Below are 15,762 nucleotides of genomic sequence, written 5' to 3'. Positions count from 1 at the left end.
TAAGCAAAAAGCGTAACATTGAGGCGTTACGCTTTTTTACAGTTTAGAACGATTCGTACTTATGAATCGCTTTTTTCGCCACCACCTGCGTTGTCGGCATTGCTTTTACGCGGGCCACGACGACGGTTATTGGGACGGCGACGATTTTGATTATTATTACGACGGCGATTATTCGGGCGACGGCGATTTTGATTCTCTGATCCGCCCTCTCCCTCATTGCCTTGATTATGATCGTTGCGAGGCTCATCGTTTCGTGATTGACCTTGTTGACGCTGATCCTGTTGGCGTTGATCGTTTTGAGCCGGTTGAGGTTGCCCCTCATTTTGCCCTTGATCTTTGCCTCGATTATCCTGGCCACTCTCTTGTTGCGCATTATCACGACGTGGACGACGCGAACGATTGTTGCGATTGCCACGATCATTGCGGTCGTTTCGATCATTGCGCTGATTATTACGACGATTATTGCTACGGCGACGCTCTTCACGACTTGGCTCAACAAGCTCAACTAAGAGCCCATCATCAATCGTTTCCACCGGAATCGGCGCTTTAATATACTCTTCAATATCGGGAAGTGAATAGACATACTCTTCACACGCAAGGCTAATGGCTCGCCCGGTCGCTCCTGCTCGCGCAGTACGGCCGATACGGTGAACGTAATCTTCCACATCTTGTGGAAGATCATAGTTAAAGACGTGCGTTACGCCTTCGATATGTAGTCCTCGCGCTGCGACATCCGTTGCCACCATGATCGAGAGTTTCCCCTCTTTAAAGTCTTCTAAAAGGCTCTCACGGCGACGCTGTGGAATATCGCCCGATAAGACCGCCGCCTTATAATCATTGGCGCCTAAATAAGCGTAAAGATCATCGGCTTCGCGCTTGGTATTTACAAAGATAATGGCGCGATCGGGATTTTCACGTTTTAAAAGGCCAAACAGTAATTGGCGTTTTTCATCTTTAGAGACGTGATAAAGCACCTGCTCGATGCGATCGCCGGTAACTTGCTCAGGCTCGATCTTGATCGTTTCAGGATCGTTCATATATTCATAAGCGAGCTCTAAAACCCGCTGTGAGAATGTCGCTGAAAACAGCATGTTACGGCGTTTTTCCGCCGATGGCATTTGACGTACTAAATAGCGCACATCATTGATAAAGCCAAGATCAAACATACGATCCGCTTCGTCTAAGACTAAGACTTCGATATCCCGAAGATTGAGCTCACGTTGCTTGTAAAAATCTAAAATACGCCCGACGGTTCCGATCACAACATCGGCATTTGCTTCAAGCTCTGCCTTTTGTTTGCCGTAGCCTGCACCGCCATATAAAAGTGCAAATTTGAGCCCGGTATATGCCCCGAGCATCTCTGCATCTTCGTGGATCTGCACTGCAAGTTCGCGCGTCGGCGCCATAATGAGAGCAAAAGGACCTTTTTTATTTTTCGCTACGGGCACCGTCATCAAGTGATTGAGCGTTGCAAGAAGGAATGTTGCTGTCTTACCGGTTCCAGTTTGTGCTTGTCCTGTGATATCTTTTCCCGCTAAGAGCTTAGGCAGAGTCTTTTCTTGAATCGCTGTACAGTATTCATATTGATTATCCTCTAAGCTCTCTTTCAGTGAATCGTGAAGATCTAAATCTGAAAACTTAGTGGAAGTTAAGTGTGGTTTTCCCATATTAAATGACCTAAAAATGCTCTCTTATTCGAATTTCTATAAAAATATACTATTGTTGTCGTTGAAAGATTTAATCTATGCTTTCGCTTGTTATTTACCCCTCAATCGGGTTAAATAAAACATACATTATCTTATTTTACATCAAAAAAACCAAATCGTAATTTAAAAACGCAATAGGAGTATATATAATGAGCCACGTAGTACACGCGACAGACGCAACTTTTGAAGCAGAAGTTCTTAATTCAGATCTTCCTGTATTAGTAGACTTTTGGGCAGAATGGTGTGGTCCTTGTCGTATGCTTGGCCCACTTGTAGAAGAGCTTGCTGCCGAATATCAAGGTAAAGTAAAAGTGGTTAAATTTGACGTACAAAATAATCAGCAAATGGCGATCAAATACCAAATCCGCGCGATTCCAGCACTTTATGTGTTCAACAAAGGAAACGTTGAAGCACAACACGCCGGTCTTTTAAGCAAAGCTCAATTAGTGGATTTTGTTGAAGGTGTGGTAAAACGCATCTAAGTTCACACAATTGAACTGTTTTTAAATAGAGAAGAATTATCGTTCCATGGAAGAAGTAAATAGCTTAAATAATATCATTGATGACTTAACTGAACGCGCCTCCCTACTTCGGAGGTATCTTTGACTTCGATCAAAAAAAGGAGCGCCTTGATGAAGTCTTAATGGAGCTAGAAGATCCCAATATTTGGAACGATAATCCTGAACACGCCCAAGAACTTGGGCAAGAACGAGCAAGACTCGATGATTTTGTGAGCGGCATGGAAGCGCTTCGCGACCGTCTTACTGACTCAAAAGATCTATTGGACCTTGCCAAAATGGAAGAAGACGAGGAAGCGGTCTCATTGATCGCTCTCGATCTTGATGAGTGCACCAAACTCATCGAGCGCTTTGAGTTTCAACGCATGTTTAGCGGTGAGATGGATAGCGCGAATGCCTATATCGATATCCAAGCCGGAGCCGGCGGAACGGAAGCTCAAGATTGGGCCTCGATCGTTTTGCGAATGTATCTGCGCTGGGGTGAAGATAAAGGTTTTAAAACAGAGGTGCTTGAGGTATCCGATGGGGATGTGGCCGGCATTAAATCGGCGAGCATTAAATTTATTGGTGAATATGCGTATGGTTGGCTCAGAACCGAAACGGGCGTGCATCGTTTAGTACGAAAATCGCCCTTTGACTCCAATAACAAGCGTCATACCTCATTTTGCTCTGTGTTTGTTTCCCCTGAAATTGACGATAATATCGACATTGAAATCGATCCATCGGATCTTAAAATCGATGTCTATCGCGCATCGGGCGCGGGCGGTCAGCACGTTAACCGAACGGAATCAGCGGTGCGAATTACCCATATTCCCACCGGCATTGTGACCCAGTGTCAAAACGACCGATCACAGCACCGTAACCGTGATACCGCTATGGCGCAACTTCGTTCAAAACTCTATGAGCTTGAATTGCAAAAGCGTGCGGAAGCTTCAAGTGCCCTTGAAGACACTAAAGCTGATGTGGGTTGGGGAAGCCAAATTCGCTCTTACGTGCTCGATCAGGCGCGCATTAAGGATCTGCGTACCGGGCACGAAACTGGTAATACCCAAGCGGTTCTCGATGGGGATCTCGATCCCTTTATTGAAGCGAGCTTAAAGATGGGGCTTTAATTCAGCCCGATCAAACCCAATTGATTAAAAGGAGTGTTTCATTGTTTAGATGACACTCCTTTTTTATGCCTGTCATATTCCTGCCCTGTGCTACATTAATTCTTGAAGAGATTCATCATGAACAATTCATACAATGAAACAAACCCCAAGGAGAATAGAATGTTAGAGCGTGCAATCTTTGCCGGCGGATGCTTTTGGTGCATGGTCGAACCCTTTGAGACGATGGAGGGCGTTGAATCGGTCCTCTCAGGCTATACCGGTGGCCATACGGAAAATCCTACCTATGAAACGGTCTGCATGGGCGGTAGCGGGCACACAGAAGCGGTTGAGATTATCTTTGATCCAAGCAAAATTAGCTATGAGACGCTTTTAGAGATCTATTGGCAACAAACTGATCCCACCGATGCCTTTGGCCAATTTCAAGATCGCGGAGAGAGTTATCGCCCTGTGATTTTTTACCTCAATGAAACGCAACAAACCCTCGCTGAAAAGAGTAAAGAAGCACTTGCACACTCGGGAATCTACCGTGATCCGATCGTGGTTACCATTGAGCCAGCAAAGCACTTTTACCCCGCCGAAGAGTATCATCAAGCCTTTTATAAAAAAGATCCGGCACGCTACGCCCTATCGAGCGGTTTACGTAAAGCCTTTTTAAAATCGATCTGGGGCGATCAATCCTAATCTATTTTATTGCCATTCCCCGCCCTATTTTACACCTGTTTTTATGCCTATTTTTATGAATAAGGGAAACGCGCTATACTAAAGCCCCTTTCATCCACTAAAAAAGAGAGACCTATGAGCCGAGTGAAAACCCAGTTTGTTTGCCGAGAATGTGGCGCCATCGCCCCGAAATGGTCGGGCCAATGCCTCGACTGTAAAGCATGGAACTCCATTGAAGAACAGACCGTTTCCACCACCAAAGTGCCCGATCGTCTCTCCGGCTACGCAGGCACCTCTGGCACTGCCGGCGTTCAGCTCTTAAGTGAGGTGAAAAAAGAGACCTACGCCCGCTTTACCACAGGGCTCAACGAGCTCGACCGCGTTTTAGGCGGCGGCCTTGTTCATGGATCGGTCGTATTAATTGGCGGCGACCCGGGGATCGGGAAATCAACGATTTTACTGCAAACCATGATTCACTTAAGCGAAACAGGGCAAAATGTTCTCTATGTCACCGGCGAAGAATCCCCGAGCCAAATCGCCCTTCGTGCCGAGCGTCTCCAATTAAAAGGGGATAAACTCCAGCTCTTATCGGAAACCTCCGTTGAGAAAATTCTCCATACTGCAGAGCCCCTAAAAGCCGATGTGATGGTGGTTGACTCAATTCAAACCATCTTTACCGAAAATCTAACCTCAGCACCTGGAAATGTCGCGCAATTACGGGAGAGTGCCGCGCTTTTAACCCGCTTTGCCAAACGCACCGGCACCTCGATCTTTCTGGTCGGCCACGTGACGAAAGATGGCTCCATTGCCGGCCCGCGCGTACTCGAACATATGGTGGATGCAGTACTCTACTTTGAAGGGGAAGTGGATTCGCGTTTTCGCATTATGCGCTCCTATAAAAACCGCTTTGGACCAGTGAACGAAATCGGCGTCTTTGCCATGACCGATCTTGGGCTTCGCCCCATTAATAACCCCTCTGCGATCTTTCTCTCCCGTTTTGATGAGCTTGGCGCGGGAAGCGTGATTATGGTCACCCGCGAAGGAACGCGCCCGCTCTTAATTGAAATTCAGGCACTTGTTGATGAATCCTTTGGCGGTCACCCTCGAAGAGTTACACTCGGGATTGAGCAAAATCGCCTGACGATGCTACTAGCCGTCCTTCACCGTCACGCAGGGATCGCGATGAGCAATCAAGATGTCTATGTCAACGCGGTTGGTGGCGTGAAGGTGACCGAAACCGCCTCTGATCTTGCGGTCATTGCAGCCGCTTATTCGAGCTTTAAAAACAAAGTTCTCCCATCGGACCTAATCGTCTTTGGTGAGATTGGGTTATCCGGCGAAGTTCGCCCTGTTCCACACGGTGAAGAGCGCCTTAAAGAGGCCGTCAAACACGGTTTTAAACGCGCCATTGTGCCTAAAGCCAATCTCCCGAAAAAACCGATTGCCGGCATGGAAGCGATTGGCGTTGCGCAGATCTCTGAAGTGATCGACAATCTCTTTTAATTCCCCAAATGAACGCTAAACCGCCTGATACGCCACCGCTCACCATTCGCCCCGCTCGACACAAAGATGTCAAAGCGATTGTGGCGCTCTACCGTGAGATTTTTGATGTGATGGCAACGCTCGATCCGGAGCATTTTCAAAGGGCATCGCAAGACAAAACCTTTATTCGCCAAAAGATTCAAAATCCCAACGCGGACTTTCTCCTTGCGATCAAACAAGGCGACACTTCCGAGCCTCCGCGTGAAGAGGTGATCGGTTTTGCATTAATTGCCGAGCGTACGACGCCGCCTTATAACACCTTTGTCCCGCTTCGCTACGGCTATATTATAGATCTTGTCATTACCGAAACATATCGTCATCAAGGAGTCGGCACGGCGCTAATTGCTGAGGCCAAAGCGTGGTGCCGCGAACGGTTACTTGAACGCCTCCAGCTCTCGGTCTTAGCCAATAATGAGGCCGCTAAAGCGCTCTATAAAAAGGAAGGCTTTACGCCCCATATGATGTCGCTGGAAGTTAAACTTTAGCGCTCATGTTGCCCCTCATAACCGTGCTATAAAACAGAATAACGGCGCTGATTTTCTAAAATACGCACTACTTCACTCTGAAATCCAAGATAGAGATCCTTTAGATGATGGTCGTGATAGATGTGTGGCTCATAAAAGGCATTAAACTTTACAAAACAGCTCGTCACTCGGGGCTCTACACGATTAACCGACTCCCCAAACAGCCCATCATGAATAAAGGAGTGTTTAAAACTGTTCGAGAGCGAATTGATCACATCTAAAAAACCGCGGGCGTGATTCGCTTCGATCGTCATCTCCGCCACTTTCCCATTACGCGAAATCACTTCCCGCACAATGCGCACATAATTGGGGTCGCGCAGATAATGATCCCCGTCACCAACCAATACCCGCTGAATATCGGTCTCTAGCGTCGGTAGATTTAAAAATTTACCAATCTCATTAAATTTAATATGGGGATCGCGAAGCAGATCCTCATGATTGGTGAGTAAAAAGGTGAGTTGCACCAAGGTATCGAGAATATTGCGCATAAAGAGAATGAGCCCATCGAGCGCAAATCCATATTGATAGAGCGCATTTTCTGTGGGCGATGTTTGATACTCACTAAAGCGTGTTAGCGCCGTTTGATAGAGCGTGTCAACGTGCACAACTTTATGGCAAAGCGTCCGCGCTACCCGCGCTGAAGGCACAGTATTGGGGATCTCTTGATAACGCGGAAAGGAGGATTCCCCAGAAAATTCCGGCCCATCCACTTTTTCCAAGAACTGAAACTCCCAACTAATTTTCTCTCGCTCCTGCATCGGTAACTTTACCCTTTAACCCTTTTCTGATTTACGCCTAAACGGTTCACTTTTATGATCTTACTACAAAGTCAGTATAAACATCACGAGGGATAAATCTCGGACAATAAAAAACTCATCCGTAGATGAGTCTTTTCTCTTTGATCAATTAAAGATCGTGAAATTTTTGAAGCGACTACTCCTCATCGGGGAGCGTGACAAAGCCGATATTACTTAAGCCCACTTTACTGAGGCCGGTAATCGTTTTTGCTACCACCTCATATTGCACTTTGGTATCGATATGGAGTTGCACCATTGGGCGCTCACCGGGATGGGTTTCATCAAATGCCATCTTCGCCGAGCCAAGCAGCGTTAGCATCGCCTCTTCATTCTCCGCAAGCTCTTCATTCACGAAAATTTCGCCCTCGCCATTAATCGCCACCATAATGGGCTTTTTCTCTTCGATGCTCTCTTTCTTCTCTTTCAGATCCACCGCTTCCGGCAAGGTCAATTGCACCGATTGCGTCACAAGAGGCGCCGTTAAAATAAAGATCACCAACAGGACGAGCATCACGTCAATGAGCGGAATCATATTGATCTCCGCCTTCGGCGCACTGCTCTCACCGCGTAAACGACCAAAGGACATCTTACTCTCCCCCTTGGGTGGTTTTCTGCTCAGCTACCGATTTCCCGGTACCAAGAACGCTTAACAGCTCAAAGGCAAAGGCATCGAGTGAGCCCATTTTTACCTGATTTCGGCGCGCGATCCAACTATGCGCTAAAACCGCCGGAATCGCAACGGCAAGCCCGACACCGGTCATAATAAGCGCTTCACCGACAGGGCCTGCGACTTTATCGATCGTACCCGCGCCCGTTGAGCCAATCTCAATTAACGCGTGATAAATTCCCCACACCGTCCCGAAGAGTCCGACAAAGGGTGCCGTCGCTGAAATTGACGCAAGGGCTGTTACCCCATTTTCACGGCGAAGCTGAATCTCATCGAGCTTTGTACGCAGAGTACGCGTAACAATATCATCAATGGAACCGGAATTTTTAAGGAGCGTTCCTTCATGGGCTTTATAGTGCGCAACCGCATCAAATCCCGCATCGGCCAGCACTTCATGATAGTTATCCGCCGAGTGCTCTTTTAAATACTCCGCCACTTCATCCGCAGAACGGGCATGCCAAAAACGCATTAAAAAACGCTTGGTACGCGAGCGATCATACAAGCCTTGGAAGCTTTTTAGAAAAATGATAAGCCACGAAATCACCGACATCGCGATCAACACGATAAAAAGAAATTTAGTAACAATATCTGATTGAGCGATAAAGTGCTCAAATCCAAGGGTTGCGACTTCTGGTTGCATAAGGGGTTCCTAAGTAAAAATAATGGTAAAACTAAAAATGGTTGGTTTTTGATCGGTTGATCGATTCATTAATCAGTTAATTAAAGCACAGGTTAGCGCTGTAATTTAAATTCATATTCGGTACTCACCGAGATCGCTTGCGCCACCCCGTTGACAATATAGGGCCTCATACGCACCTGTTTGGCAACGCGAATCGCCTCTTTATCTAAAATATCATGCCCTGATGATCGCGCAAGATGCACATCGGCCACATGTCCCCGCTCATCAACTTTTAAGATAAGTTTCACCACGCCCGACATACGGCGCATTTTTGCTGCTCGCGGAAAGTTGGGTGCGGGCTGATTGAGAAGTTTCATTTCAGAGACGCTGATCACGCGATTTTCCACCCGTTTGGATTGGCGTTTTTGCTCCGTTTTGGGTTTAGGTTGCGCTTTTTTAGGTTTCGGCTCTGCCTTTTTCACCACCTGTTTTGGCTTCACCACTTTCGGCGCTTCAGGCGTCGGTTTTTCCGTTGTGATGATCTCCTCTTTTTTCGGCTCGATCACCGGTTCTGGTTCAGGCAGTGGCTCAGGCTCTTTAATCGGCTCCGGCGGCGTCTCATCGACTCGCTCATCGATCACTTCAGGCTCTTCTGGTTCATCCGGTAAAAGCTCCTCCAAAGGAGGCATGTCATCCTCACGCATCTCCTCTGGATTTGCCTCATTAAGGAGCTCTTCATCATCATGTTGATGGGTAATCTCATCGGCCGAATCAACGCCCGCAAGCGTAATAGTATGCATCACAAGCCCAGAAGGATTGGTGGAAATTACCACCTCTTCCTGATGAAACGGTGACATCGTGGTAAAGCCGTAAATCACCCCGCCATGAAAGAGCGATACCGCTAAAATCGCGAGGATCACCGGCGCTTTATGAATTCGAGTTTGCTGACCAGTCAACATAATGATTCCTATTTAGGTTCCTAATAAAAGATGAAACATTCGTTCCGTTTTACATTCTATTAACGGTAATGAGAATTATTAACATTTCTGCTTGAGTTGTCAATACAAATAGCAATGAATCTCATTTAATTTATTTAATGCGCCATTCGCGATGGAAGATAATCGCCTGAAAGTAAATGAGTAAAGCCGATGTTTGCAGAGCTTAACAATTTGAAATTTAAAATATTTCCGATTCCGCGCTACAATAATGAGACCTCGTGCCCGTCACCTCGTTAAATCGATGGGCACTGTGTTTGCTTCAACCCCTCGATTTAAGGAGCCCGCCGACTTTTATGAAACTCTTCGCGACGTTCTCTTCGCTCTACATTGCCACGCTTTTTATGCTGTTTGGTAATGGTCTATTAACCACCTATCTTGCCCTCGATCTTGGCCAAAAAGAGGTGAGTGAGCTCTTAATTAGTAGCCTCACCACCGCCTATTATGCCGGCCTTGTGATCGGCGCTAAGTTTGGACATAAATTGATTGCGCGCGTTGGGCATATCCGAAGTTATGTCGCCGCATCGGGCGTTACGGCGGCGGCTGTGTTGATGATTGCGCTCATCGATTACATCCCCTTTTGGATTGCGATTCGCTTTATTACGGGGCTAGTGATGATGTGCCAATATATGGTGATCGAAAGCTGGCTCAACGATCAGGCGGAACCTGAAAATCGCGGGCGCGTCTTTGCCTTTTATATGGCGGCGACCTATCTAGGGATGATGCTCGGCCAATTGGTATTTCTGCTCTTTGATACGATCGATGTGCGGATTTTAATGATTGTATCGATCTTCTTTTCGCTCTGCCTTATTCCGCTTGCCGTCACCCGCGCCATTCACCCAACGCCCCTTAAAGCGGCACCTCTACAGATTTTTCACTTTATCCGCCAAATTCCGCAGGTACTAATCATTACCGCCGTTGCTGGCATGTTGACCGGCTCTTTTTATGGATTGGGGCCACTCTTTGCAAGCCGTATGGAGCTTGGAACGCAAGAGGCCGGGGTTTATATGGCGCTCTGTATCGGCGCAGCTTTTGTAATTCAGTGGCCTCTTGGCTATCTCTCGGATCGCGTGAATCGTCTGCGTCTGATCACCTTTATCTCGCTTTTGATTGCAGGATTAACGCTGGCGATGAACCTTCCGATTTTGCATATTCCGCTACCTCTCTACCTCATTTTGTTTTTAGGCATTGTGGCCGCTTCCCTCTTATTTACCCTCTATCCACTTTCTGTAGCGATCGCAAATGACAACGTCAGCGCGGAAAAGCGGGTCTCGTTAAGTGCGATTTTACTGGTGCTCTTTGGGATTGGCGCCGGGATTGGCCCCCTCATTGCGAGCTACTTTATGCAACGCTTTGGCGGTACCGGGCTTTATCTCTTTTTCTTCTTTGGTGCCTTTAGCGTGATTGGGCTCAACCTTCTTAAAGCGAGCCGCCGTCTTGAAAAAGCCCCGGAAGAAGCCCTTCCCCACGTTATTATGCCCGATGGCCATACATCGCCGATCTCAGCCGCGCTTGACCCCCGTATCGATGAAGATACCGTGAAAGAATATATGGAAAACGAAGAGGCACAACAGATTAAAGAGGTGCTCCTTGGCGAGATCGAAGAGGCGCAGATCGAAAAAGAGAAACGTAAACCTGAACGCTACCCATTAGTACCGATTGCGGAAGCCTACCGTTATGATCAATTCGTAAAATCGGTGATTGAAGCATCACATTTAGAGGAATTACCTGAAAATGATCAATATTTGAACGTAAAATAGTGTAAGCCTCTTACACTATTTGGGTAAATTAGGGTAAAATGGCGACAATTTGACGTACATTACAATCGCCCACTTAATTCTCGTTTATCGTGAGCGGATATAACAATAAATACAGTCGTCAAATGTGGTAGACGGGAGTCTATTGAAACCGATTGCAAAAAATGGAAACAGTACGAATATGTCAGAGGAAAAAACTAATACGGTACGCGAAGGCAAAATTAAACACCCTATCTTGATGGAACAGAATCAATATATTTCGTTGCCGGGACAGATCAAAAATTCGATTCTCGAAGATATTTTAAATGGCGAATTAAAGCCTGGTGAGAAGATTACCGAAGAGGTCTATGCGAAAAAATTGAAAGTGAGCCGTGCGCCGGTTCGTGAAGCAATTTTGATGCTCATTACTGAAGGGGTGGCCCATAAAATTGAGAACCGAGGCACATTTTTATATGAACACAACCTCGAAGAGATCCTCGATCTTTATGCCTTTAAACGCTATATCGAAGTGCGTGCACTAGAAAAAGTGGAAGACAACGAAGATCTCACCGACATTTTAGATAAGATGGAATATCACGCCCAACAGATGGTGATCGATCTTGACGATCTTAATCATATCTCACAGCACAACTATCTCTATCATTTCGAGCTCGTTAAAGCCGCTAATAGTCGCGTTTTAACCAATATGTATCCCTCATACTATGTCTCGATCAACTTTATTCAACATGAGAGTTATATGAAGCATCAGAGCCGGGAAAAGGTTCTTCGTAAGGCGCTTGATCAGCACTTTTCAATTGTTGAACATCTCCGCAATCGCAACTTTGATCGCGCTAAAAAGGTCTTTATCCAGCACCATAAAGAGGCCACCGAGCTGATCTTTAGTAACTATGTAAATAACATGTGAATGGGCCGAAAAAGACGAGGCTCTGATTTTAATTTCAACCTCAAAACATCCCAAGCGGATTATAAAAAGCACCCTGTCGTTCTAAACGCGGGTGCTTTTTTCTTTGCGATCAGCACAAAAAAGATTATTAAGCCTTTTCTTAATTGTTATAAAATCGCCGTATTATCTTGTTAATACGATATTCTTTTATTTTTTACATGGCTTAGGAGTTAATCCTGGCAGTTTTTAACCGGCTCTTGATAGAAATTATCGCGCGCATGTTTTGCCCGAGAAAAGATCTCTAAAATGGTATCGCGATCTTTCTCATCTAACGCCTCTTTTAAGGTATCAAGCTTTTTCTGATAGGCCACCAGAACTTCCAAAATCGATTCGCGGTTCTGCAGGCAGATGTCTGCCCAGAGCGCAGGGTCTGATGCTGAGATACGAGTAAAATCACGAAAGCCCCCTGCCGCAAACCGGAAAATCTCCGCCCGATCGTCTAAATTTGCGAGCGTATCGACGGTACTAAAGGCTAATAGATGGGGAATGTGCGAGGTTGCCGCCAATACCTGATCATGATGTTTTACGCCCATCTCTTCGGTGATTGAGCCCGCCGCTTTCCACATATCGCGAATGATCGTTACCGCTTCATGATTGTTATTAATATGCGGAATAATGAGCGTACGGCGCCCGTGATAGAGCGTATCAAAACTGTTTTCAACGCCATGCTTTTCCGTCCCGGCAATGGGGTGAGCGGGGACAAATCGTCCTGGCAATTCCCCCAATCGTGCCTCAATATCACGCACTACCGAGCCTTTCGTTGAGCCCACATCGGTAATTACCGCCGCCGGTTTTACCACCGGCATAATGGTCGCCATCACCTCCGCCATAACGGTGATCGGCGTTGCGAGCACAATAATGTCAGCGAGCGCCGCCGCTTCGGCTAAATCGGTATAGATCTCATCTGCGACTCCCAACTCTTTCGCTTTCGACAGCGCCTCTTCATTGGCATCATAGGCGATCACTTTTCCCACTGCGTTAGCGCTTTTGAGCGCTCTAGCGAGCGACCCGCCGATCAAGCCAATCCCGACAATACAGAGCGTCTCTACAAAAAAAGGTTTGGAGAGTTCTATCTTCATGAAAATTCTATCCTCTATTGATAAACGATCGCCACAAATCGTGGCAGACAATGAATTTAAAGTGTACTCGATTGAACGCCTCTCTGCCAATCTTTCCATCCCGTTTGACCATAAAAAAGCCCCGTAAGCGAGCTCACAGGGCGATTAATGCATATGAATAGAGCATACCAATTACAGATCGTGGAAATCCCCAGGCTCATAAAATGAGCGATCGGCTAATTGAATGTGCGTCCCTTTCGGCACCCAAATATCGGTTTGTGGGGGAATGACGCGGCGATTATTGCGAATATTGGCAAGCCACGCAGGATTTAAACGAATCAATTCCGCATCCTCAATTCCGATTTTTGATGAGAGTTCTTGCACCGTCATCGGTTTTGTTAAGCGAATCCCCTCAATCGCGGGATAGTGTTTTGGATTAATATCAGCAAAATAGCGTTCTGGAGATTTTGCAATCTTCTTCGCCGCTAAAAATTCAGCATAAAAGTTTCGTGAGGCAAAGCCAAACCGATCCCCTTTATAGTTCCACACAATCTCCCCGATATCATCGCCATGGGCATCACGCGCTTTTAAAACGCCGCCCAAACCATGATTGTATGACGTGATCGCAAGCGGCCACGATTCAGCTACTGTATAAGAATCTTTTAAATAATTGACTGCCCCTTTCGCTGCTACAAATGGGTCAAAACGTCCATCGTAGGTTCCGCGATACATCGGCATATAACTTTGCGCGGTACGCGGCATAAATTGCCACATACCACCCGCGCCCACCGTTGAGCGAGCATGATTTTGGAACGAAGATTCAACGTGCGGTAGATAGGCAAGCTCTTTGGGGAATCCGGCCTCTTCAAAGAGTTTTTCAAAATGAGGGAGATAGTAATAACTCTCCTCTAATCCCGCTTTAAAGGAATTTTTCAGGCCGCGCTGTGTGCGTAATCGATCGGCAATGCCATCGAGTTTATCGCCATGCCCTTTCGATTTAATCAGCTTTAATAGTTTCGCTTCGTCCGGTGTTAGGGGAATTTTCGAGTGTTGTTTCTCTTCTAAACTTAATAGAGTGTTATAGAGCGCGTCACGTTTTTGGCTAATCGCCACCTTCTCAGAACGAGGCAGTTTTTCCGCCGCGTAGACAAGATCCATATAGGTATGATCGTGAAAAATAACGGTATCTTCATCCCATTTTGAGTAGACATCTTCCCAAAACGTCACCATCGGCTTCATCGATTTTGGCTCACTAAAATGAGGCTCTTTCGTACTGCACCCCATCAAAATCAGCGCCCCTACTCCGGCGCATAACAATTGCCACGTCCGCATCTATTCCTCCGCGTTTATTGCTCATTTTATGCGTGAGGTAACCACTCACGCACACCCAATCTTTTATTATATCGCAAAAAGTAAACGCACCCCGAAAGATGCGTTAAGTTCTCTATGATTTTGTCAGATCGACCGTTTTTAGATCGCCTCTTTTGCACGTTCAATGGCAGCTAACACTTGTTTGGGCGCCGTACCACCAAAGTGATCACGGGCAGCAACCGAGCCTTCAAGCGTGAGATAATCAAAGACATCATCGCCAATCAAATCCGAGAAGCCTTGCAGTTCAGATAGGCTCATCTCCGCTAAATCGCGTTTTGTATCGACGCCTAAACGCACTGCATTTCCCACCACTTCGTGAGCGTTACGGAACGGCATGCCTTTACGCACAAGGTAATCGGCAAGGTCGGTTGCAGTGGCAAAGCCAAGTTTCGTACGGTTGTACATATTCTCTTTTTTACTTGAGATCGCCGGAATCATATCAGCAAAGGCGCGCACGGAACCAAGCACCGTATCAACGGTATCAAAGAGCGGCTCTTTATCTTCTTGGTTATCTTTATTGTACGCAAGCGGCTGGCTCTTCATCAGTGTTAACAGCGAGAAGAGATGGCCATATAGACGCCCTGTTTTCCCGCGCACTAATTCAGGCACATCCGGATTTTTCTTTTGTGGCATGATCGATGAACCGGTACAGAATCGATCGGGCAGATTGATAAAATCAAATGCCGGCGTTGCCCATAATACAAGCTCTTCAGAAAAACGTGATAAGTGCATGCCTAAAATCGATGCTGCTGCGGTAAATTCAATGGCAAAGTCACGATCGGAAACTGAATCGAGTGAGTTTTCAGTCGGTCCATCAAAGCCTAACAATTTCGCACTTAAATGACGGTCGATCGGATAGGTGGTTCCCGCTAAAGCCGCCGCTCCTAAGGGTGAGCGATTCATACGCTGACGGCAATCGGCAAAACGTGAACGGTCGCGCTTAATCATCTCAAACCACGCCATTAAATGGTGGCCAAAGGTGATCGGTTGCGCAACTTGCAAATGGGTAAAGCCTGGCATAATGGTGTCATATTCACGCTCAGCAACGGTTAAAATCCCCTCTTGAAGGCGTTTTAATTCCGCATCGACACGATCGATCTGATTGCGCAGCCAAAGACGGATATCGGTGGCCACTTGGTCATTACGTGAGCGCCCGGTGTGAAGCCGTTTTCCCGCAATGCCAATCTTATCGGTTAAGCTCGCCTCAACGTTCATGTGAACGTCTTCAAGCTCGATCGACCAGTTAAAATTCCCGGCTTCAATCTCAGCTTTTACCGCCGCTAATCCCTCTTTAATGAGATTGAAATCCTCTTCCGTAAGAATGCCTTGGGTGTAGAGCATCTCTGCGTGCGCAAGCGATCCCGCAATATCTTCGGCATACATGCGCTGATCAAAATCAACCGATCCTGTGAACGCCTGCACAAAGGCATCGGTACTCTCCGAGAAACGTCCACCCCACTGGGTATTTACTTTTTGTGACATAATTTTAATAA

15 protein-coding genes are annotated in these 15,762 nt (G+C 46.6%); 7 read left to right on the top strand and 8 right to left on the bottom strand.

The window, feature by feature from the left end:
• Positions 1-59 precede the first annotated feature (59 nt).
• Positions 60-1,667 carry a DEAD/DEAH box helicase gene (locus tag OXI21_RS04710; RefSeq protein WP_279618408.1) on the bottom strand — a complete coding sequence of 536 codons (1,608 nt, stop codon included), beginning with the start codon at positions 1,665-1,667 and terminating at the stop codon, positions 60-62.
• Between the two features lie 185 nt (positions 1,668-1,852).
• On the opposite strand from OXI21_RS04710, the gene trxA reads away from it, so the two are divergent.
• The 5 genes from trxA (at position 1,853) to OXI21_RS04685 (ending at position 6,023) form a co-directional block, all read left to right on the top strand.
• On the top strand, positions 1,853-2,188 hold the full coding sequence (gene trxA / locus OXI21_RS04705) for a thioredoxin (protein WP_347815510.1): 336 nt from the start codon (positions 1,853-1,855) through the stop codon (positions 2,186-2,188).
• 46 nt (positions 2,189-2,234) lie between these two features.
• Positions 2,235-3,336, top strand: a protein-coding gene (gene prfB / locus OXI21_RS04700) for a peptide chain release factor 2 (protein WP_279618406.1) whose coding sequence is annotated in 2 segments (ribosomal slippage) — positions 2,235-2,309 and positions 2,311-3,336 — 1,101 coding nt in all. Because the reading frame shifts where the segments join, the coding sequence is not laid out codon by codon here.
• Positions 3,337-3,495: 159 nt separating this feature from the next.
• Complete coding sequence (gene msrA / locus OXI21_RS04695; RefSeq protein ID WP_347815490.1) at positions 3,496-4,017, top strand: peptide-methionine (S)-S-oxide reductase MsrA; 522 nt, start codon at positions 3,496-3,498, stop codon at positions 4,015-4,017.
• 114 nt (positions 4,018-4,131) lie between these two features.
• Positions 4,132-5,499 carry a DNA repair protein RadA gene (gene radA, locus OXI21_RS04690; RefSeq protein ID WP_279618405.1) on the top strand — a complete coding sequence of 456 codons (1,368 nt, stop codon included), beginning with the start codon at positions 4,132-4,134 and terminating at the stop codon, positions 5,497-5,499.
• Between the two features lie 8 nt (positions 5,500-5,507).
• The gene (locus OXI21_RS04685) at positions 5,508-6,023 is read left to right on the top strand and encodes an N-acetyltransferase (protein WP_279618404.1); all 516 of its coding nucleotides are present in this window, start codon (positions 5,508-5,510) and stop codon (positions 6,021-6,023) included.
• Between the two features lie 26 nt (positions 6,024-6,049).
• Here OXI21_RS04685 and OXI21_RS04680 read toward each other — a convergent pair whose 3' ends face one another.
• From OXI21_RS04680 to OXI21_RS04665, 4 genes are all read right to left on the bottom strand, one after another.
• On the bottom strand, positions 6,050-6,820 hold the full coding sequence (locus OXI21_RS04680) for a hypothetical protein (protein ID WP_279618403.1): 771 nt from the start codon (positions 6,818-6,820) through the stop codon (positions 6,050-6,052).
• Positions 6,821-6,995: 175 nt separating this feature from the next.
• On the bottom strand, positions 6,996-7,445 hold the full coding sequence (locus OXI21_RS04675) for a biopolymer transporter ExbD (protein WP_279618402.1): 450 nt from the start codon (positions 7,443-7,445) through the stop codon (positions 6,996-6,998).
• Between the two features lies 1 nt (position 7,446).
• Positions 7,447-8,166, bottom strand: coding sequence for a MotA/TolQ/ExbB proton channel family protein (locus OXI21_RS04670; RefSeq protein ID WP_279618401.1), 720 nt, complete (start codon positions 8,164-8,166; stop codon positions 7,447-7,449).
• A gap of 92 nt (positions 8,167-8,258) precedes the next feature.
• Positions 8,259-9,104, bottom strand: coding sequence for an energy transducer TonB (locus OXI21_RS04665; protein WP_279618400.1), 846 nt, complete (start codon positions 9,102-9,104; stop codon positions 8,259-8,261).
• A 332-nt stretch (positions 9,105-9,436) separates the two neighbouring features.
• Here OXI21_RS04665 and OXI21_RS04660 point away from each other — a divergent pair, with 332 nt between their 5' ends.
• Positions 9,437-10,900 carry an MFS transporter gene (locus tag OXI21_RS04660; RefSeq protein WP_279618399.1) on the top strand — a complete coding sequence of 488 codons (1,464 nt, stop codon included), beginning with the start codon at positions 9,437-9,439 and terminating at the stop codon, positions 10,898-10,900.
• Between the two features lie 178 nt (positions 10,901-11,078).
• Positions 11,079-11,801 (top strand): GntR family transcriptional regulator, encoded by a 723-nt coding sequence (locus tag OXI21_RS04655; RefSeq protein ID WP_279618398.1) that lies wholly within the window; start codon positions 11,079-11,081, stop codon positions 11,799-11,801.
• 209 nt (positions 11,802-12,010) lie between these two features.
• Here OXI21_RS04655 and OXI21_RS04650 read toward each other — a convergent pair whose 3' ends face one another.
• The 3 genes from OXI21_RS04650 to argH all read right to left on the bottom strand — a co-directional run bounded on the left by OXI21_RS04650 (position 12,011) and on the right by argH (position 15,751).
• A complete protein-coding gene (locus OXI21_RS04650) occupies positions 12,011-12,919 on the bottom strand; it encodes a prephenate dehydrogenase/arogenate dehydrogenase family protein (RefSeq protein ID WP_279618397.1) in 909 nt (302 codons plus the stop codon).
• Positions 12,920-13,090: 171 nt separating this feature from the next.
• On the bottom strand, positions 13,091-14,230 hold the full coding sequence (locus OXI21_RS04645) for a lytic transglycosylase domain-containing protein (protein WP_279618396.1): 1,140 nt from the start codon (positions 14,228-14,230) through the stop codon (positions 13,091-13,093).
• Positions 14,231-14,368: 138 nt separating this feature from the next.
• Positions 14,369-15,751: an argininosuccinate lyase gene (gene argH / locus OXI21_RS04640; RefSeq protein WP_279618395.1), complete on the bottom strand. Its 1,383-nt coding sequence runs from the start codon at positions 15,749-15,751 to the stop codon at positions 14,369-14,371.
• Positions 15,752-15,762 lie beyond the last annotated feature (11 nt).

Origin of the sequence: Ignatzschineria sp. RMDPL8A (assembly GCF_029815055.1) — a bacterium.
Taxonomy (GTDB): Bacteria; Pseudomonadota; Gammaproteobacteria; order Cardiobacteriales; family Wohlfahrtiimonadaceae; genus CALZBJ01.
The sequence above is the reverse complement of the archived record's forward strand: the minus strand, read 5'-3'. Positions and strand labels throughout refer to the sequence as shown.